Origin of the sequence: Phycicoccus sp. Soil803 (assembly GCF_001429685.1) — a bacterium.
In the GTDB taxonomy this organism is placed as follows: domain Bacteria; phylum Actinomycetota; class Actinomycetes; order Actinomycetales; family Dermatophilaceae; genus Pedococcus.
In genome coordinates this window covers 2066871-2085312 of record NZ_LMST01000001.1, presented here as the reverse complement: position 1 = coordinate 2085312, position 18442 = coordinate 2066871, and the positions used below count along the sequence as shown (strand labels likewise).

Genomic DNA, 18442 nt, shown 5'->3' with positions numbered 1-18442 from the left:
GCGGTGGTTGCTGGCGGGCGGTGGTTGCTAGAGGTGCGTGTAGACGTCGTCGAGGGAGATGTCGGCCGCGACCATGAGCACCTGCAGGTGGTAGAGCAGCTGGCTGATCTCCTCGGCCGTGCGGTCCTTGCCCTCGTGCTCGGCAGCCATCCAGACCTCGGCCGCCTCCTCCACGATCTTCTTGCCGATGGCATGCACGCCTGCGTCCAGCGCGGCGACGGTGCCGGACCCCTCGGGTCGGCTCACCGCCTTCTCGGCCAGCTCGGCGTACAGGTCGTCGAAAGTCTTCACGCGCCAAGGGTACGGGGAGCGAGGTCGCCGAGGGTGACCGCGGTCGCCACGGCGGCCATCGCGGCCTCGTGCCCCTTGTCCTCGCTGGACCCCGGCAGCCCGGCACGGTCGAGCGCCTGGGCGTCGTCGTCGCACGTGAGCACCCCGAACCCGATGGGGATCCCCGTGTGCACGCTCACCTGGGCCAGCCCGTGCGTGACCCCCGAGCAGACGTAGTCGAAGTGCGGTGTGCCACCGCGGATCACGACCCCCAGCGCGACGAGCGCGTCGTATGCCGGGGCGAGACGCGCGCACGCGACGGTGAGCTCCACCGTGCCCGGCACCCGCACGAGCGGCACGTCGACGACGCCGGCCTCGGCCAGGGCTCGCTGGGCACCCGCGACCAGCCCGTCCATCACCTCGGTGTGCCAGGAGGCGGCCACGATCGCGACCCGCAGGCCGCTGCCGTCCGCGGTGACAGCAGGGGCACCGTGTCCGCTCACGCGCTGGCTCCCTGGTCGCTCGCGTCGACCACGAGGTCGTGGCCCATCCGGTCACGCTTGGTGCGCAGGTAGTCGCGGTTGGCGGAGTTCGGCGCGATCGAGAGGCGCTCGACGGCCGCCACGGCGATGCCGTAGCGCGAGAGCGCCTCGACCTTGGCGGGGTTGTTCGTGAGCAGCCGCACCGACGACAAGCCGAGCGCGGAGAGGATGGCGGCACCGGCGGCATACTCCCTCGCGTCGACCGGGAGGTCGAGCTCGAGCTGGGCGTCGACGGTGTCGAGCCCCGCGTCCTGGAGCGCGTAGGCCTGCAGCTTGGAGACCAGCCCGACGCCGCGCCCCTCGTGGCCGCGCAGGTAGACGAGCACGCCACCCTCGGCGGCGATCCGCTCCATCGACCGCTCGAGCTGCGGCCCGCAGTCGCAGCGCAGCGACCCGAAGGCATCGCCGGTGAGGCACTCGGAGTGCAGTCGCACCAACGGGTTCGGGCCCTCAGCGCCCTTCGGGCTGACCAGCGCGACGTGCTCGTGGCCGGTCAGCCGGTCGCGGAAGCCGACGGTCGCGAACTCGCCGTGCCGGGTGGGCAGCGTGGTCTCCGCAAGCGTCTCGACCCGGTCGTGCAGCTGACGCCAGGCGACGAGCTGCTCGATGGTGATGACCGGGACGTCGTGGACGGCGCCGGTCGCGAGCACCTCCGGCAGCCGCATCATCGTGCCGTCGTCGTTGACCAGCTCACCGATCGCGCCTGCCGGTGCGAGCCCGGCGAGCCGGCACAGGTCGACGGCCGCCTCGGTGTGACCCGGGCGCTCGAGGACGCCGCCGTCCCTGGCCCTCAGCGGGATCACGTGTCCCGGCCGCACGAACGAGTCGGCGGTCGACAGTGGGTCGGCCAGGAGCCGGATGGTTCGCGCTCGGTCAGCCGCGCTGATCCCGGTCGTGACGCCCTCGGCCGCATCGATGGTCACCGTGTAGGCGGTGCGCAACGGGTCGCGGTTGTCGGCCACCATGAGCGGGAGCCCGAGCCGATCGGCGGTCGCCGCCGTCACCGGTGCGCAGACGTAGCCGCTGGTGTGGCGGATCGTCCAGGCGAGCCACTCGTCCGTGAGGGTCTGCGCAGCGAGGATCACGTCGCCCTCGTTCTCGCGGTCCGCGCTGTCGGTGACCAGCACCGGGCGGCCGTCGCGCAGCGCTGCGAGGGCCTGCTCGACGGTGGCCAGGCCGATCATGCCGAGACCTCACTCAGCTCGGGCGCCGGGTCGCGCTCCTCGCGAGAGGCCTTGAGCCACACGAAGAACCCGTAGATCACCAGGGCGCCGTAGACGACATAGAGGATCGCGGACGGGTAGAACTTCGAGTGCCACAGCAGCGGGACACCCACCAGGTCGACCGCGATCCAGGCGAGCCAGAAGTCGTTCCAGCCGCGCGCCATGGCATAGGTCGCCACGATCGAGCCGATGAAGATCCAGGCGTCGCACCAGAAGTACCACCGCGGCGCCTGCCAGAACGGGCCGCTGCCGATCGAGGCGAACACCCATTGCATGACGACGACGCCGGCCACCCAGAAGCCCACGTACTGCAGGCGTTCGGCTGCCGTCGCCCACCGCGGGGTGATGGCCGGGGCGTCGTCACCGGCGTGCCGGCGGGCCCTCACCTGGTTCCAGCGCCACCAGCCGTACACGCTGGTGATGATGAAGAAGATCTGCCGGCCGGCCTGCCCGTACAGCGTCTCCTGCTGCGGGTTGCTGAACGCGACGCCGAAGAACACCGTGAAGAGCAGCACGTTGCCGACGATGCCGACCGGCCAGGCCCACACCCGCCGCCGCATGCCACCGATCGCGGACGCGAAACCGAAGGCGTTGCCGACGATCTCACGCCACAGGATGTGGCTGCTGCCGAGGGTGAGCTCGGCCGAGAAGAGCTGTTCGAGCCAGTTCATGCGATGGTCTCCTTGGTGGTGATCAGGCGTTCGACGTACTTCGCCAGGACATCGACTTCGAGGTTGACGGTGTCGCCAACTCCCTTGTGTCCCAACGTGGTGAGGGCAAGCGTGGTGGGGATCAGCGAGACGCTGAAGGTGGCGGGGGTGCCGTCGGTGGGCTCGGTGAGGGCCGACACCGTGAGGCTCACACCGTCGACGGTGATCGAGCCCTTCTCGACCACGTAGCGGGACAGCGACTCCGGGAGGGTGAACTGCACGACCTCCCACCGGTCTCCGGGAGTGCGGCTGAGGATCTCGGCGGTGCCGTCGACGTGGCCCTGGACGATGTGTCCGCCGAACCGGCTCGTGGCCGACATCGCGCGCTCCAGGTTGACCCGGTCGCCCACCGCGAGGCCGCCGAGGCTGCTGCGGTCGAGGGTCTCGGCCATGACGTCGACGGTGAACTGCCCGTCGCCGTGCTCGACGACCGTCAGACAGACGCCGTTGACCGAGATCGACGCGCCGTGGGTCGCGTCGGACGTCACGAGCGGGCCGGCGACGGTGAGCCGGGCCGACGCGGCGCCGGGTTCGAGCGCGACGACGTGGCCGAGCTCCTCCACGATTCCGGTGAACATCAGGCGATCTCCTTCAAGGCTGCGGTGATCCGCACGTCGTGGCCGATCAGCGTGATGTCGGTGGGACGCAGGCGCAGCGCGTGGTCGATGGTGGTGATGCCGAGGTCGCTCACCGACGGGCGACCGCGGCCCAGCAGGACCGGGGCGACGTAGGCGACGATCTCGTCGACGAGGCCGCCCGCCATGAGGGCCGCGGCGACGGTGGGCCCGCCCTCCAGCCAGACGTGGTGGACACCGGCCTCGGCCAGCGCCGTCAGGACCTGCTTGGGGTCGCGGGTCCGCAGGTGCCAGGTCGGTGCGGCGTCGTCGAGCACCCGTGCCGTGGCGGGCAGGTCGCGCTCCCCCATCACCACCCGGATCGGCTGGTGCGGGTAGAGCGAGCCGTCGGGCTTGCGGGCGGTCAGCTGGGGGTCGTCGAGCAGGGCCGTCCCGGTGCCGACGAGGACCGCCCCGCACCGCGAGCGCTGTTCGTGCACGTCGGCCCGCGCCTCGTCACCCGTGATCCACTGGCTGGTGCCGTCGGCTGCCGCGCTGCGGCCGTCCAGGGTCGTCGCCAGCTTCCAGGTGACCCACGGCCGGCCGGTGGTGACCAGGTGCGTCCAGGTGGGGTTGAGCGCCAGCGCCTCCTCGGCGAGCACACCCGACTCCACGGCCACGCCCTTGCGGCGCAGCCAGGCCGCCCCACCCGCTGCGACCGGGTTGGGATCGGCCTGGGCGTAGACCACGCGGCTGACGCCCGCGGCATACAAGGCCTTCGCACAGGAGGGCGTGCGCCCAACGTGGTTGCACGGTTCGAGCGTCACGTATGCCGTGCTGCCCGCCGCGCGCTCCCCGGCCGCCTCGAGCGCGTCGGCCTCCGCGTGCGGGGTGCCGGCGCCGTGGTGCCAGCCTGCGGCCACGACCTCACCCTCGGGGTCGACGAGCACGCAGCCGACCCTGGGGTTGGCGTCGGCGTTCGGACCGTGGGCAGCCAGCGCCACGGCACGGCTCATCATCGCCGTGTCGCTGGTGGGTTGCTCTGCCACTGTCCTGCCCTCGCTCGAGACCGATGGTCGAGCTCCGGGGGGTCGTGCAGGGCGGGCCTGCTGGGCGAGATCAGTGACGCGGGGAGGCTGGTGCCTCACCGCGGACCCACTGGTCCCGCTGTCGCGTGCTGCCTACCATCCGGACTTTAACCGTCGGTCTGGGAGTTCCACCCAGTCAACCGGCCGCTGGCTGCGGTCGGGTCGCGGACTGTCACCGCCGGTTCGGAATTGCACCGACCCCGGAGCACGTCAGCTCCCAGTATGCCGCAGTGTCAGCGGGTCGGCGCCGACCGGTCCGCGTGATGGTGCTCACGACCGGTCGCTGGACCCCGGGTCCTTGGGCACGAACCGGTCGACCATGCGGTCGACGTCCAGCGCTGCTGCCCGGGCCGCCGGGGTGAAGCCGAGGACGACGGCCAGGAAGCGGGTCGAGAGCAGCGCGCGCAACCGCACGTCGGTGCGGGCCACGACGGTCGCGGTCCTCGGGGAGTCGCGCAGCAGGGCGATCTCCCCGAAGCCCTCACCCGGCCCGAGGGTGGTGACGAGCGCCCCGTCGCCCATGACCTCGACCTCGCCGGCCTCGATGACGTAGTAGCGGTCGCCCACGTCGCCCTGGCTGAACACGACCTGCCCGGCCGGGACGGCCACCGGCTCCAGCCCGCGAGCCAGCTGCTCGATGGACGGCAGCGGCAGGGTGCGCAGCATCGGCACCCGCTGGAGGAGCGCGACATCGACGTCGTGACCGCCCACCGACCGGTCCAGCTGTCGCAGCCGCGACCATGAAGCCACGGCCAGCACCGGACACACGAGGCCGATGGCGATCAACGCCGGGCGCGGGCCGAACTCGTCGACCACCCATGACGCGACCAGCGCGCCCACGCCGATCGACACCGCGACGATGCTCTCCAAGACCCCGAAGACCCTGGCCAGCACCTCGTCGGGAGCCATCCGCGCCAACAGCGTGAACCCTGCTACGTCGATCAGCGCGTTGCCGACACCGACGAGGGCGATGAGGCCGAGCGCCGCGCCCTCGTGCGGCACGACCCCGATGAGCGCGATCGGCAGCCCCCACAGGGCGACCCCGACCGCGAACCAGACCCCCAGACCTCTGGTGCCCACGAGGAGCGAGGCAGCCAGTGAGCCGAGCAGCGCACCCACCCCGACCGCGGTCATCAGCGCACCGGCCCCGGGCTCCCCGGTGCCGAGCAGCTCGATGGCGACGACGACTGACAGCACGGTCAGCGCGCCGCGGGTGAAGGACTGGACGGCCGCCAGGCCGATGATCAGGGCCAGTCCCCCGTGGCGGGCAACCGTCGTGAGGCCGTCGACGGCCTCACGGACCAAGCGGGGGCGGGTCGCTGCCGACGGGCGAGGCGGTGCGTCGTACCGCAGGCGGAGCAGCAGGAGGGCCGCCCACCACGACGCCGCGGCGGCCACCCAGAACACCGCGGACACGTCGGCGACCTCCAGGAGCACCGCGGCGAGCAGCGGCCCGACCAAGGTCGCCGCGGAGTCGAGCAACCCGCGCACCACGTTGGCGCTGGCGAGCTCGCTGCCCGTGTGGCACAAGGACGGGAGCAGCGCGGAGTGCGCGGGCCTGAACAGGGTGGCCGCGATGGTCGAGACCACGGCCAGGGCGTAGACGACGACCGTCGGCCCGGCCCCCGCGGCGACCACTGCGGCCCCGGCCGTCGCGGCCCCTCGTACGGTGGAGACCGCGACGAGGACTCGCTCGCGACGGCCACGGTCGGCCAGTGGCGAGAGCAGTGGGGCGCACACCGCCGCGGGGACCATGCGGAGCAGGCCCACGAGCCCGACGGCGGTCGCCCCGCCATCGCGGTAGGCGACGATCCCGAGCGCCACGGTGAACGCCCACTCCGCGGTCCAGGCCCCCAGGAAGCTCAGCTGCGCCCGCCGCAGCTGGGGGTTGCGGGCGTTGCTGGTGAACGCGACCGCGGCGTTGGCCAGCCGGCTGCGACTGCCCGCCTCCGCCATGAGCAGACTCTAGGCCCGCACCACGACACGACTCCAGACCTGCGGCCAGGGGCGCGGCGGCGGTCCCTGCGCTCAGTGCTGGTGGTTGGCCGCGAGCTCGCGCAGCTCGTCGACCGCTGCGGCGGCGTCCTCGGCCCCGTAGACGGCAGACCCCGCGACGAACACGTCAGCCCCGGCTTCGGCGCACTGCTCGATGGTGCTGGCCGACACTCCCCCGTCGACCTGCACCCAGATCTCCCCACCGTGCCGCCGGACCGCCTCGCGGACCTGGGCCACCTTGGGCATCTGGTCGGCCATGAACGACTGGCCCCCGAACCCGGGCTCGACCGTCATGACCAGGACCATGTCGAGGTCGGGCAGCAGCTCCTCGTACGGAGCGAACGACGTCCCGGGCTTGATCGCCATACCGGCGCGGGCGCCGAGCGCACGCAGGTTCCGCGCCAAGGCGCGCGGGTCGTGAGCGGCCTCGATGTGGAACGTCACCGACGAACCGCCGGCCTCGGCATACCTCGGCGCCCAACGGTCGGGGTCCTCGATCATGAGGTGGCAGTCGAGGGGGATCGGGCTGACCCGGGCCAACGCCTCGACCACGGGCAGGCCCAGGGTGAGGTTCGGCACGAAGTGGCCGTCCATCACGTCCACGTGCGCCCAGTCGGCGTTGGCGATGCGGCGGAGCTCGGCCTCGAGGTTGGCGAAGTCCGCGGAAAGGATGCTGGGCGAGATCTGCACGCGGCCACAGTAGTAGGGGGCCGTCCTAGTCCCAACGGACGGCCTCGCGCCGGATCCGCACGAGCTCGATCCCCCACCCGCCAGACTCGGAGCGTGACCCCGCTGATCACCGCAGTGCTCGGCTTTGCCCTGCTGGGCCTCCTGGTCGTCGCCGTCGTGCACTGGCGCGCCCGGCGCACCATCACGGCGATGACGACGCTGTTGATGGGCGGCGAGCACGAGCGCGTGCTCGCCCACCGTGCCCCACCGAAGGCCTACCGCCCCCTGGCCGACCGGCTCCGCGCCACGAGCGCGCTGCTGACCGGCCGGAACGAGCTCGCCCTGCGTCTGCTCGACAAGAGTGGAGTGCCCGCCTCGGTGACCGACCGGGTCGGCGACCTCGACCTGCACCTGCGAGCCGGAGCCCTCGTCGCGATGGGTCGCTACGCCGCCGCCGTGGCCGTGCTCGGCGACGACCCGAGCGGCGCCATCGTCCGCCACCAACGTGCCCAGGTGGCCATCGAGACCGGCGACGACGCCACCGCCCTGCGGCTGCTCGAGGTCCCGGAGACCGACCCGGACGAGGAGGCCGGTCGGCTGCGCATCCTCGGCGACCTGCACATCCGCAGGGGGCGGCTGGCGGAGGGCGAGGCGCTGGTCCGACAGGCTCGCGCCGCCTACACCGTCTCCCGCATGGCCGCTCGCGAGGTCGACACGGGGTACTGCCACCACCACCTCGGCGAGGCCGCCCTGGGGCGGGGCGACACGGCCGGTGCCCTGGCCCAGTTCACGACCGCCCTGGCGCTGTTGTCGGTCCGGCCGGACAACGCCCCCGGACTGGCCGCCGTCCATGCCCGGCTCGCCGAGGCCTACGCCCGGTCAGGGGACCCGCGCCTCGCGCAGGAGCACCTGGACGAGGCCCTGCAGCGCGGCGAAATCGTGGGATCGCCCAGCCTGACGACGTCGCTCGAACGCAGCCAAGGGGTGGTCGCGCTCCACCTCGGGCGGCTCGACGACGCTCGACGCCACCTGGCCAACGCCCGCGCCGGTCACCTCGAGCTGGGAGAGCTGCCCGCGGCCGCGGAGGTCGCCGAGCTGCTCGCCGACCTCGACGGCAGCACCTGACGGCACCACCCGACGGCAGCACCTGACGCCGCCGACTGGCGACCCCAGGGCTCAGGCGGCCTGCCGCCCGAAGGCCTCGGCCAGCAGGGCCAGGGTCGCCTCCCGAGCCGGGGCCCGTTCTGCCGGCGTGCCGACCAGCGCTCCCGCGACCGGGTGCACCATCACCTCGTCGACGTCGTGCTCGGCCGCCAGCGCAGCCACCCGCTCGGCGACCGAGTCGGGGGTGCCGACCACCCAGCGGCTGCGCATCTCGTCGGCGAGCACCCGGTGCGCGTCGGCGATCCCGGCCTCCTCGGCCTGCTCCACGAGCAGCTGGGGTGCCAGCAGCCCGCCGGTGCGCAGCGCCACCATCGAGGCCAGGTTGGGCAGCACCAGTCGATCCGCCTCCGCCTGGGTGGGCGCCACGACCACGTTGAGGGTGAGGAAGGTCCGCGGAACCGGGTGGCTCGCGGTGGGCGTGTACCCCGAGCGGTAGAGCTCGAGGGCAGCCGCGGTGCCCCGGCCCGAGAAGTGGTGGGCGAAGACGTAGGGCAGCCCACGCTCGGCCGCGAGGCGCGCCGAGTAGTCGGACGACCCGAGCAGCCAGACCTCGGGCACGGACTCCGCCCGAGGAGTGGCGTTCAGCGGGTGGACCTCCCCACCGACCCGGATGCCGACGCCCTCGGCCGACATCAGGGAGATGACGTCGTCGACGTACTGCGGGAACCGCGCCACCGCGTCGGCCTCCACTCCCCCGGCACCGTGCCGCAGGGCGTAGCTCGTGACCGGGTCGGTGCCCGGCGCCCGGCCGATGCCGAGGTCGATCCGTCCGGGGTGCGCCGCCTCGAGCAGCGCGAACTGCTCAGCCACCACGAGGGGTGCGTGGTTCGGCAGCATCACGCCTCCGGAGCCGACCCGGATCCGCTCCGTGGCTGCCGCGACCATGGCGATCAGCACGGGCGGGTTCGTCGCCGCGACTGCTGGCATGTTGTGGTGCTCGGCCAGCCAGTAGCGCCGGTAGCCGTGCCGGTCGGCGACCCGCGCCAGCGACCGGGTCGCGGCCAACGCCTGACCGGTGCTCTGGTCCTGACGGACGGGGACGAGGTCGAGGACGGACAGCGCGGGGGTGTTCACCTGTGGGCCAACCTGCCACCGGTGGCGGCTATTCCGGTCGCCGGACCAGCCGAGGATGCGCGTGGACCGGCCGGCGACCGGCCACTCCGGGTCAGCCCTTCTTGCGCAAGAGCGCCAGGAACATCCCGTCGGTGCCGTGCACGTGCGGCCACAGCTGCACGGTCGGCCCCGTTCCCGGCACGACGACCTGCCCGCCGTCGGCCCCTCGCACGAACTCGCGGGCGTCGAGGAGCTCGACGTCGGTGCGTCGCTTGGTCACGTCACCCACGACGAACGACGTCTCGGCCAGGTGCGGGCTGCAGGTCGCGTAGGCGATGACCCCGCCGTCAGCAGTGGCGTCGATCGCGGAAGCGAGCAGCTCGCGCTGGAGCTTGCCCAGGTCGGCGAGGTCGGCCGGCGTGCGCCGCCACCTCGCCTCCGGGCGACGACGCAGGGCACCGAGCCCGGTGCAGGGGGCGTCGACCAGCACCCGGTCGTAGCGGCCGGGGTCGTCCTCCCCCACCACCCGTCCGTCGCCGGTGCGCACGGTGACCGACCGGCCCTCGGTGCGCGCCCTGGCGATGGCGGGGCGCAGCGTCTGCCGGACCAGGTCGGCACGGTGCTCGCTGACCTCGTTGGCGGTCAGGTCGGCGCCCGCCTCGATCGCCAGGCCGGCCAGCAGGCCGGCCTTGCCACCGGGACCGGCGCAGAGGTCGAGCCACTGCTCGGGGTTCGCGGAGCGCGCGCCCGTGCGCGCCACCGGCACGGCCGCCAGGGCCAGCGCGACCAGCTGCGAGCCCTCGTCCTGCACCGCGGCGCGTCCCTCACGCACCGCGGGTATGCCGCCCGGGTCGCCTCCCTCGAGCACCGCACCGACCGGTGAGAGCGGCGAGGCGGATGCCCCGGCGTCGACCAGCTCACTGACCGTGGCCAGCCCCGGTCGGGCGACCAGCGAGACCTTGGCGGGCGCGTTGTCCGAGGTCACCAGGGCAGTGAGCTCGGCGTCGACGGTCGCGGCGGTCGCGGCGCCGTGGCCGAGCAGCGCGGCGCGCAGGGCCTTGACGATCCATTCCGGGTGCGACTGCTCGACGGCCAGCTGGGCGCTGAGCTCGCCCGACGGGACGACCTCCGCCAGCCAGGCGTCGAGGTCGCGTTCGCTGACCCGTCGCATGACGGCGTTGACGAACCCGGCCGCCCCCGCACCGTTCACCTTGCGCGCAAGACCGACGGTCTCGTCGACCGCCGCGTGGGTCGGCACGCGCATGCCCAGGAGCTGGTGGGCACCGAGCCGGAGCGTGTCGAGGACGTTGGGGTCGATCTTGTCGAGGGTCCGGCCGGCCGCCACGGCGATGATCGGGTCGTAGAGCCCGTGCATCCGGACCGCGCCGTAGACGAGCTCGGTCGTGAAGGCCGCATCGCGCCCCTGGATGCCCCGGTCGCGCAGCACCTTGGGGAGCTCGAGGTTGGCGTAGGCGCCGTCGGCGACGGCCCGCAGGACGGTGTAGGCCGCGAGCCGCTGCGGGTCACCGCCACGGTTCCGCTCGCTCGGCCGCTGAGCGGAGCGTTCCCGGCCACCGTGCGCGCGCTCGGGCCGCTGCCGACCCTTGGCGTTGCGCCGACCGCCGTCGCCGTCCCGTCGGGGGCCGCGTGGTCCCTGCTCACTCATGGCTGAACCGCTCTCCCACGTCGATCCGGACGCCACGGGCCCAGTCGGCCGCGGCCATCTCCTTCTTGCCGTGCGGCTGCACCGCCGAGAGACGCACCACTCCACTGGCGGTGCCGACGTGCACCTCATGCTTCCCGGCGGCAAGCTCCCCCGGAGCGAGGGGCGACCCGGCATACCCGGGCTCGAGGAGCACGGGAGCGAGCTTGACGCGGGTGTCACGGAAGGTCGACCACGCGCCGGGTGCCGGGGTGCACCCGCGCACCTGGCGGTCGACGGCCGCCGCCGGACGGTCCCAGCGCACCTGCGCGTCGGCGACCTCGATCTTGGGGGCGAGCGACACCCCGTCAGCAGCCTGTGGGACCGGCGTCAGGGAGCCGTCGGCGAGCCCGTCCATCGTGGCGAGCAGCAGTCCCGCACCCCCTTCGGCGAGCCGGCCGAGCAGGTCGCCCGCCGTGTCGCGGGGGCGGATGCGCTCGGTCATCACACCGAACACCGGACCGGTGTCGAGACCGGCCTCGATGAGGAACGTCGAGGCCCCGGTCACCTCGTCGCCCGCCATCACGGCGTGCTGCACCGGCGCGGCGCCGCGCCAGGCGGGCAGCAGCGAGAAGTGCAGGTTGACCCAGCCGTGCCGGGGTATGTCCAGCGCGACCTGCGGGATCAGCGCGCCGTAGGCGACCACCGGGCACGCGTCGGGCGCGAGCTCGCGCAGCCGGTCGAGGAAGTCGGGGTCACGGGGCCGGTCTGGGGTCAGCACCTCGATGCCGAGCTCCTCGGCTCGCTGGCGCACCGGGGACGTCACGACTCCGCGGCCCCGCCCGGCCCGGGCGTCAGGACGGGTGACGACGGCGACCACCTCGTGGGGCGAGGCGACCAGGGCGTCGAGCGACGGCACTGCCGCCGCGGGGGTGCCGGCGAAGACCAGCCGCATCACATGCCCCGGCCGAAGGTGGCGTGCGGGCTCACCTTGACCACGGGGGTCGTGCCACCACCCCAGTCGGCCTCGCGGATCGCCCGCATGGCCACCTTGCGCTGCTCCCGGTCCATCCGGTCGATGAAGAGGATCCCGTCGAGGTGGTCGGTCTCGTGCTGGAGGCAGCGGGCCAGCAGCTCGGACCCCTCGACCACCACCGGCTCACCGAACTGGTTGAAGCCCTTGGCCACCGTGCGCAGGGCCCGGGGCGTCTCGAACCGCAGTCCGGGGAAGGACAGGCAGCCCTCCTCGCCCTCCTGGAGCTCGGTCGACAGGTCGAGGTCCGGGTTGACCAGGTGACCCAGCTCGCCGTCGACCCAGTAGGTGAACACCCGCAGCCCGACGCCGATCTGCGGAGCAGCCAACCCCGCCCCCGGCGCGTCCACCATCGTCTCCGTCAGGTCCTTCACGAGCTGGCGCAGCTCCCGGTCGAAGTCCACGACGGGCGCCGCGGGCGTGCGGAGGACGGGATCGCCGAAGAGGCGGATGTTCTGGATCGACACGCGCAGCAGTCTAGGCGGGGCGTGGTGTGGGTCATCCTCAGGTGGCCGGGTCGCGCGGGTCCATCCGCACCTGGACCGAGGCCTTCTCCTTGCGGGCACTGCGGATCGACCGCATCGCCGCCAACGACTCGGCCAGGGCCGCCCGCTGGTCCAGGGGGCACCGCAGGAGCATCCGAACCGCGTCGTCGGCCACCTGGAGGGGGCCGAGGCGGTCGACTCCCTCAGGGAGCTGGGCCAGCCGCAGAGCCGCCTCGACGGCCCGGCGCTCACCGGTGACCGCAGCCAGGGCCACGGTCGGAGGCAGCGCGAGCTCGCGACGGTCGGCGAGCTCGCGGCCCGCGAACCACGCGGGATCCCAGCGGACCAGGGCCTCGACGACCGGCAGGGTCGTGTGGCTGGGGGCACCGCACAGGACCACCTGCCCACCGTCGAGGGCGCCACGCGTGAGGGCGGCCGCGGCGGTCCAGCGGCGCAGGGCCTCCTCGCCCGCGTCCAGGGTGGGCCGGTCGAGACTGGCCCAGGCGTCGAGCAGCAGGCACGCGGCATACCCGCCCTCGGCGACCGGCTCGGCACCCGGGGTGGCGATGACGAGGGCAGGTGTCGCCGCCACCCGCTCGAGCACCGCGCCGGCACCGGAGGTGTGCACCGGCACCCCGGGGAAGGCCCGGCCCAGCTCCTCGGCGGTGCGCCGGGCGCCGACGACCGACGAACGCAGCTCGCGACCCCCGCAGTGCCGGCACTCGAACCGACCCACGCCGCGACCGCACCAGCGGCAGGCCGGCTCGGCCTGGCGGGAGCCCAGCGCGACCGGGCCGCCGCAGTGGCCGCAGCGCACGGCGGTGCGGCAGGTCTGGCAGGACAGGGAGGGCACGTAGCCGCGGCGCGGCACCTGGACGAGCACCGGGCCGGACTCCAGGGCGGCCTTGGCCGTGCGCCACGCGATCGACGGCAGGTGGGCCGAGGCGGCCGCGGCATCGCGCTCGACCTCGACTCCCTCGCCGGCGACCTGGACCCGCGGGACCACCCCGCGCACGGAGGCGCCGGCGATGACGCGCAGGTCGCCGGTCTCGACAAGGCGCTGCACGGCCGCGGTGCGGGTGAAGCCACCGGAGAGCACCGCGGCGCCCTCCACCCTCGCCCGGGTCAGCAGCACGTCACGGACGTGCGGATAGGGCGCGCGGGGCTCGTCGAGCAGGTCGTCGCCGTCGTCCCACCACGCGACCAGGCCCAGGTCGCGCACGGGTGCGAAGGCCGCTGCCCGGGTGCCGACCACGACCGACACGTGGCCGCGCAGCACCTTGAGCCAGGCGGTGTAGCGGGCCTGCGGACCTTGGTCGGCGGTGAGGCGGACGTGGCGGCCCGGACCGAGGGCGGCGGTGAGCGCAGCGTCCACCCGGGCGACGTCGCGGTGGTCGGGGACGACCAGCACGCTGCCCCGGCCGGCGGCCAGGGTGGCGGCGGCAGCGGCGGCCAGCGCAGCCGGCCAGTCCTGCTCAGGAGACACGGTCGGCAGCGCCAGCCACGAGGCAGCCGGGGACTCCCCCGCCGCGAGCCGGGCCAGGTAGGCCGGCCCCGCGGCATACCTGCTCCAGGCCGGGCTGGCGACGGCTGGCGCCGGGAGGGGGTCGGGGGTGGGCGCCTCGAGGGCGAGGGCCTTCTCGGCCGCCGCGTGCCGCGGCGGGACGGCCAGTCGGAGCACGTCACCGAGGGTGCCCGCGCACGCCGCGGCGACCTCGGTGGCCACCTGCAGCTGCGTCGGCGTCAGCACCGGCTCGGCCGACACCACCCGACGGATGGGCGCGAGCCGTCCCTCGTGCTCGGCCTGTGGCTGCCGGCCGACCACGAACCCGTCGAGGTCCTGCCCGGCGAACCGCACCTTGACCCGGACGCCCGGCACGGCCGTCTCGGCCAGCGCCTCGGGCACGAGGTACTCGAAGGGACGAGCGAGGTGGGCCAGCCCGGTGTCGACCACGACCGAGGCCACCGGGTCGGTGGACGCGGTGGCCTGGTCGGTAGTGCGGGGCGGGCGGGCGGGCTTGGCCAGGGCAGAGCGGATCAGCGCCAGCTGTTCGCCGGCCTGCTCACCCGGTCCGCCCTGTCCACTCACGGGAGCGAACCTAGCGAACGGGTCCGACTAGCCCTTGACTGCCTTCTGCAGGTCCTCGACGCGGTCGGTCCGCTCCCAGGTGAAGGGGTTGTCGACGCCGGCGGCCACGGTGCGACCGAAGTGGCCGTACGCAGCGGTCGGCTTGTAGATCGGGCGCAGCAGGTCGAGGTCGTGGACCAGGGCGCCGGGGCGCAGGTCGAAGACCGACGAGATGGCGGCCTGGATCTTGTCGACCGGCACCGACTCGGTGCCGAAGGTCTCGACGTAGAGACCGACCGGCTGCGCCTTGCCGATGGCGTAGGCGACCTGGACCTCGCAGCGGCGGGCGAGCCCGGCGGCGACGACGTTCTTGGCGACCCAGCGCATGGCGTAGGCGGCCGAGCGGTCGACCTTCGACGGGTCCTTGCCGGAGAAGGCGCCGCCACCATGGCGGGACATGCCGCCGTAGGTGTCGACGATGATCTTGCGACCGGTGAGGCCGGCGTCACCCATCGGGCCACCGATGACGAAGTTGCCGGTGGGGTTGATCAGGGTGCGGTAGCTCGACACGTCGAGGTCGGTGCCCTCGTCGGCGAGCTCGGCCAGCACCGGCTTGATCACGTGCTCGATGATGTCGGGGGCGAGCAGGCCCTCGAGCGAGATGTCCTCGGCGTGCTGCGTGGACAGCACGACGGTGTCGAGCCGGACCGCCTTGTCGCCGTCGTAGCCGATGGTGACCTGGGTCTTGCCGTCGGGGCGCAGGTAGGCGACGTCGCCGCTCTGGCGGACCGCGGTGAGGCGCTCGGCCAGGCGGTGCGCGAGGTGGATCGGCAGCGGCATGAGCTCTGCGGTGTCCTCGCAGGCGTAGCCGAACATCAGGCCCTGGTCGCCGGCGCCCTGCTTGTCGAGCGGGTCCACGCCACCAGTGCGGTTCTCGTAGGCGGTGTCGACACCCTGCGCGATGTCGGGGCTCTGCTGCCCGATCGACACCTCGACGCCGCACGAGGCCCCGTCGAAGCCCTTGGTGGACGAGTCGTAGCCGATGCCCAGCACGGTGTCGCGGACGATCTTGGGGATCTCCACGTAGGCCTCGGTGGTGACCTCACCCGCGACGTGCACGAGACCGGTGGTCACCATGGTCTCGACCGCGACCCGGCTGCCCGGGTCCTGGCTCAGCATGGCATCGAGGATCGAGTCGGAGATCTGGTCGCAGATCTTGTCCGGGTGACCCTCGGTGACGGACTCGGACGTGAAGAGGCGTGCAGACACTCAAATCTCCTTCGGGGCGGCAATCGCTGTCGATGCTGGCTGTGCTGTCGGTACAGACGGTGCTGACAAGGGGCCGCACGACGGGCACGGCTGCGCGACCCCGAGAGTGTACCTAGGTCAGAGGATCTCCTGTACGGCGTCCCACACAGCGGCGGCGACGACCTCCTTGGAGGCCGGGCCGGCGTCGACGACGTGGCTCGACCCCTGGCGCAGGATGTGCACCGTGTTGTCGTCGAGCCCGAACGTCTTGTCGACGCCCACCTCGTTGACCACGAGCAGGTCGCACCCCTTGCGGGCCAGCTTGGCGCGGCCGTGCTCCAGCACCCCGCCCTGCTCGTCGCCGGTCTCGGCGGCGAACCCCACGATGACCGGCGTGGCCTCCTCGCCGCGCGCCTCGACCAGCCCGGCGAGGACGTCGGGGTTGCGCACCAGCGTGATGGTCGGAGCGGCGTCGGGGTCGGCCGGGTCGTGCGTCTTCTTGATCTTGGCGTCGGTGTAGTGCGCCGGGCGGAAGTCGGCCACGGCAGCAGCCATCACGACGACGTCGGCGTCCTTGGCGGCGCGCTCCACGGCAGCCTGGAGCTCGAGGGCGGTCGACACCGGCACGACGGTGACCCCGGGAGGCGCGACGAGGGAGGTGTTCGCGGCGACCAGGGTCACCGAGGCACCCCGGCTCGCGGCCACGGCAGCGAGGGCGTACCCCTGCTTGCCCGAGCTGCGGTTGCCGAGGTAGCGCACCGGGTCGAGTGGCTCACGCGTCCCGCCGGCGGACACGACGACGCTGCGACCGGCGAGCTCCGACGTGGTGGCCTCAGTCCGTGCCGAAATGTCCGGAGATCCGGGTGTTTCGCTTCCAACACCGGTGTGGGGGGCGGGATGGGCGAGGATCCGCTCGCACACGGCATACAGGGCCTCGGGCTCGGGGAGCCGCCCCGGACCGGTGTCGGCGCCGGTGAGGCGCCCCGACGCCGGCGGGATGATGTGTATGCCGCGTTCGGCCAGCGTGGAGACGTTCGCCTGGGTGGCCGCGTGCTCCCACATCTCGGTGTGCATCGCCGGGGCCATCACCACCGGGCAGCGGGCCGTCAGCAGGACGTTGGTCAGCAGGTCGCCGGCCAGCCCGTGGGCGGCCTTGGCGAGCAGGTCGGCGGTGGCGGGGGCGACGACCACGAGGTCGGCGGTCTGGCCCAGCCGGACGTGCGGCACCTCGTGCACGGAGTCCCAGACCCCCGTGTGCACGGGCTTGCCCGACAGTGCCTCCCACGTGGGGGCGCCGACGAACTGCAGCGCCGAGGCGGTGGGCACGACCGTGACGTCGTGCCCGGCCTCGGTGAACAGGCGCAACAGGGAGCAGGCCTTGTAGGCGGCGATGCCACCACTGACCCCGAGGACGATGCGCGCCATGGGGGTGGGGCTCAGCCCTCGATCGGCTCGGAGGTGACCAGACCCTCGTTGATCTCACGCAGCGCGATGGACATCGGCTTCTCGTGGACCTGGCTGTCGACCAGCGGGCCGACGTGCTCGAGCAGGCCCTCCTGGAGCTGGGAGTAGTAGGCGTTGATCTGGCGGGCGCGCTTGGCTGAGTAGATGACCAGGGCGTACTTGGAGTCGGCCTTGGTCAGCAGGTCGTCGATCGGCGGGTTGGTGATGCCGATCGGGTTGGCGACGGTTCCAGACACAGGGGTGCTCAATTCTCTTGGGGGTGACTCAGCTTCTAGACGGTTCACTCGGCTTCTGACCTCGGAGGTCAGTGCGATCGCATCAATGATACGAGTTCTTCGGCCGCACGACGAACGTCGTCGTTGACGATGGTCACGTCGAACTCGTCCTCGGCGGCCATTTCGACCTTCGCGGTCTCCAGCCGACGGGTGCGTTCCGCCTCGTCCTCGGTGCCGCGACCGACCAGCCGACGGACCAGCTCGTCCCAGCTGGGAGGAGCGAGGAAGACGAACAGGGCCTCCGGCATGGTGGCCCGCACCTGGCGCGCGCCCTGCAGGTCGATCTCCAGCAGCGCCATCCGGTGGTCGCGCAGCGCCTGCTCGACGGGGGCCCGCGGCGTGCCGTAGTGGTTGAACCCGTGCACGACGGCCGACTCGAGCAGCTCGCCGTCCCGCTCCATCCGAGCGAACTCGTCGGTGTCGACGAAGTGGTAGTGGGTGCCCTCGACCTCGCCGGGGCGGGGACTGCGGGTCGTGGCGCTCACGGAGAGCCAGACCTCGGGGAAGTGGTCGCGCACGTAGGCGGACAGGGTGCCTTTGCCCACCGCGGTGGGACCAGCGAGCACGACGAGCCGCCTCGGGCGGTCCTCGCCTGGGGGAACCGGCTGGCTCACGCCTCGTCGAAGCGCGTGAGCAGAGCGGAGATCTGGTTGGCGCCGAGACCACGGACGCGGCGGCTCTCGGAGATGCCGACCTCCTCCATGATCTGGCGGGCGCGGACCCGGCCGACGCCGGGCATCGACTCCAGCAGCGCGGAGACCTTCATCTTCCCGACGACCTCGTTGGCCTTGCCGTCGGTGATGACCTCCTTGAGAGAGCCTTGGGCGTACTTCAGCCGGTTCTTGACGGCCGCACGCTCACGGCGGGCTACTGCAGCCTTCTCGAGGGCCGCGGCACGCTGCTCCGGGGTCAACGGGGGAAGGGCCACGGTGGTACTCCTTGCAGGCAGATCGGCACGT

Annotated in this window: 19 protein-coding genes and 1 riboswitch; of the genes, 1 reads left to right on the top strand and 18 read right to left on the bottom strand. The window is 72.9% G+C overall.

Going from position 1 to position 18442, the window contains the following annotated elements; translation table 11 throughout:
• Positions 1 to 27 precede the first annotated feature (27 nt).
• The 8 genes from ASG95_RS09595 to rpe all read right to left on the bottom strand — a co-directional run bounded on the left by ASG95_RS09595 (position 28) and on the right by rpe (position 7072).
• The gene (locus ASG95_RS09595; protein WP_057377293.1) at positions 28 to 291 is read right to left on the bottom strand and encodes a phosphoribosyl-ATP diphosphatase; all 264 of its coding nucleotides are present in this window, start codon (positions 289 to 291) and stop codon (positions 28 to 30) included.
• Positions 288 to 773 carry a 6,7-dimethyl-8-ribityllumazine synthase gene (gene ribH, locus ASG95_RS09590; protein WP_056923324.1) on the bottom strand — a complete coding sequence of 162 codons (486 nt, stop codon included), beginning with the start codon at positions 771 to 773 and terminating at the stop codon, positions 288 to 290. Before ribH ends, ASG95_RS09595 begins: the two co-directional genes overlap by 4 nt.
• Complete coding sequence (locus ASG95_RS09585) at positions 770 to 1996, bottom strand: bifunctional 3,4-dihydroxy-2-butanone-4-phosphate synthase/GTP cyclohydrolase II (RefSeq protein WP_200961897.1); 1227 nt, start codon at positions 1994 to 1996, stop codon at positions 770 to 772. The genes ribH and ASG95_RS09585 overlap by 4 nt, the downstream gene beginning before the upstream one ends.
• Positions 1993 to 2706 (bottom strand): nicotinamide riboside transporter PnuC, encoded by a 714-nt coding sequence (pnuC, locus tag ASG95_RS09580; protein ID WP_057377292.1) that lies wholly within the window; start codon positions 2704 to 2706, stop codon positions 1993 to 1995. The genes ASG95_RS09585 and pnuC overlap by 4 nt, the downstream gene beginning before the upstream one ends.
• The gene (locus ASG95_RS09575; protein ID WP_057377291.1) at positions 2703 to 3323 is read right to left on the bottom strand and encodes a riboflavin synthase; all 621 of its coding nucleotides are present in this window, start codon (positions 3321 to 3323) and stop codon (positions 2703 to 2705) included. The genes pnuC and ASG95_RS09575 overlap by 4 nt, the downstream gene beginning before the upstream one ends.
• Entirely contained in the window at positions 3323 to 4348 is a 1026-nt protein-coding gene (gene ribD / locus ASG95_RS09570; RefSeq protein WP_235543677.1) for a bifunctional diaminohydroxyphosphoribosylaminopyrimidine deaminase/5-amino-6-(5-phosphoribosylamino)uracil reductase RibD, read from the bottom strand. The genes ASG95_RS09575 and ribD overlap by 1 nt, the downstream gene beginning before the upstream one ends.
• A gap of 121 nt (positions 4349 to 4469) precedes the next feature.
• Positions 4470 to 4600, bottom strand: a riboswitch (FMN riboswitch).
• A 57-nt stretch (positions 4601 to 4657) separates the two neighbouring features.
• Positions 4658 to 6343 carry an MFS transporter gene (locus tag ASG95_RS09565; protein WP_056923327.1) on the bottom strand — a complete coding sequence of 562 codons (1686 nt, stop codon included), beginning with the start codon at positions 6341 to 6343 and terminating at the stop codon, positions 4658 to 4660.
• A gap of 72 nt (positions 6344 to 6415) precedes the next feature.
• Positions 6416 to 7072 (bottom strand): ribulose-phosphate 3-epimerase, encoded by a 657-nt coding sequence (rpe, locus tag ASG95_RS09560; protein ID WP_057377289.1) that lies wholly within the window; start codon positions 7070 to 7072, stop codon positions 6416 to 6418.
• Positions 7073 to 7165: 93 nt separating this feature from the next.
• On the opposite strand from rpe, the gene ASG95_RS09555 reads away from it, so the two are divergent.
• Positions 7166 to 8176: a lipopolysaccharide assembly protein LapB gene (locus ASG95_RS09555; protein WP_057377288.1), complete on the top strand. Its 1011-nt coding sequence runs from the start codon at positions 7166 to 7168 to the stop codon at positions 8174 to 8176.
• A 51-nt stretch (positions 8177 to 8227) separates the two neighbouring features.
• Here ASG95_RS09555 and ASG95_RS09550 read toward each other — a convergent pair whose 3' ends face one another.
• The 10 genes from ASG95_RS09550 to mihF all read right to left on the bottom strand — a co-directional run bounded on the left by ASG95_RS09550 (position 8228) and on the right by mihF (position 18411).
• Positions 8228 to 9289 (bottom strand): LLM class flavin-dependent oxidoreductase, encoded by a 1062-nt coding sequence (locus ASG95_RS09550; protein WP_200961896.1) that lies wholly within the window; start codon positions 9287 to 9289, stop codon positions 8228 to 8230.
• A gap of 91 nt (positions 9290 to 9380) precedes the next feature.
• Positions 9381 to 10934, bottom strand: a complete 1554-nt coding sequence (locus ASG95_RS09545) for an RsmB/NOP family class I SAM-dependent RNA methyltransferase (protein WP_057377287.1) — start codon at positions 10932 to 10934, stop codon at positions 9381 to 9383.
• Positions 10927 to 11865, bottom strand: a complete 939-nt coding sequence (gene fmt, locus ASG95_RS09540; protein ID WP_057377286.1) for a methionyl-tRNA formyltransferase — start codon at positions 11863 to 11865, stop codon at positions 10927 to 10929. Before fmt ends, ASG95_RS09545 begins: the two co-directional genes overlap by 8 nt.
• Complete coding sequence (def, locus tag ASG95_RS09535) at positions 11865 to 12410, bottom strand: peptide deformylase (RefSeq protein WP_056923332.1); 546 nt, start codon at positions 12408 to 12410, stop codon at positions 11865 to 11867. Before def ends, fmt begins: the two co-directional genes overlap by 1 nt.
• Before the next feature lie 37 nt (positions 12411 to 12447).
• A complete protein-coding gene (locus ASG95_RS09530; RefSeq protein ID WP_082592459.1) occupies positions 12448 to 14517 on the bottom strand; it encodes a primosomal protein N' in 2070 nt (689 codons plus the stop codon).
• Between the two features lie 27 nt (positions 14518 to 14544).
• Entirely contained in the window at positions 14545 to 15765 is a 1221-nt protein-coding gene (gene metK, locus ASG95_RS09525) for a methionine adenosyltransferase (RefSeq protein WP_056923333.1), read from the bottom strand.
• 117 nt (positions 15766 to 15882) lie between these two features.
• Positions 15883 to 17169: a phosphopantothenate--cysteine ligase family flavoprotein gene (locus ASG95_RS09520; protein WP_057377285.1), complete on the bottom strand. Its 1287-nt coding sequence runs from the start codon at positions 17167 to 17169 to the stop codon at positions 15883 to 15885.
• A gap of 11 nt (positions 17170 to 17180) precedes the next feature.
• The gene (rpoZ, locus tag ASG95_RS09515) at positions 17181 to 17444 is read right to left on the bottom strand and encodes a DNA-directed RNA polymerase subunit omega (RefSeq protein ID WP_056923335.1); all 264 of its coding nucleotides are present in this window, start codon (positions 17442 to 17444) and stop codon (positions 17181 to 17183) included.
• A 68-nt stretch (positions 17445 to 17512) separates the two neighbouring features.
• Positions 17513 to 18049 carry a guanylate kinase gene (gmk, locus tag ASG95_RS09510; protein ID WP_235543675.1) on the bottom strand — a complete coding sequence of 179 codons (537 nt, stop codon included), beginning with the start codon at positions 18047 to 18049 and terminating at the stop codon, positions 17513 to 17515.
• Positions 18050 to 18093: 44 nt separating this feature from the next.
• Positions 18094 to 18411 (bottom strand): integration host factor, actinobacterial type, encoded by a 318-nt coding sequence (gene mihF / locus ASG95_RS09505; protein WP_056923337.1) that lies wholly within the window; start codon positions 18409 to 18411, stop codon positions 18094 to 18096.
• Positions 18412 to 18442 lie beyond the last annotated feature (31 nt).